The sequence below is a fragment of the Phenylobacterium hankyongense genome (assembly GCF_003254505.1).
GTDB classification, from domain to species: Bacteria; Pseudomonadota; Alphaproteobacteria; order Caulobacterales; family Caulobacteraceae; genus Phenylobacterium; species Phenylobacterium hankyongense.
Genome location: NZ_QFYP01000015.1, coordinates 1 through 382, shown reverse-complemented (window position 1 = coordinate 382; position 382 = coordinate 1). Strand labels below are relative to the sequence as shown.

General features: G+C 57.1%; 1 protein-coding gene. It reads right to left on the bottom strand.

Going from position 1 to position 382, the window contains the following annotated elements:
• Positions 1-74: 74 nt before the first annotated feature.
• Positions 75-382 (bottom strand): hypothetical protein (locus DJ021_RS18475; protein WP_133255066.1); only part of this gene is annotated, 308 nt, incomplete at its 5' end.

Here is a 382-nt window from a genome sequence, read left to right as displayed (position 1 = left end):
TCTTCTTCCCTTGTGATATAGGGCCTTATTAACACACACATCGAAGTAAAGCGCCTCCCCGAAACATGTCCTTTTTATCTCTTGCATCTGTTGTAGTTGCTGCAGCCGGGGGTGTAGCGTTGGCCCGATCTAGCCGGAGAAGCCGCTGGCTGGCCGCCGTTCTTCACGGCCCGGTTGCTTATGTACCTGTTGGACTGGAGGATTCTTCTGGTCGCCTCCGAGCCCATCTCGAACTCGTCTTCGCCAAGGCACTCCGCGATCGACCCGTTGCAGCGGCCGCCGGAGAGGCCAGAAATCAGAGAAACATCGACGCCCAAATGGCCACCGCTCGCTTTTGTAGTGGCACGGGGACCAAAGAGATCTACAGTCACCGGGTCGAGGA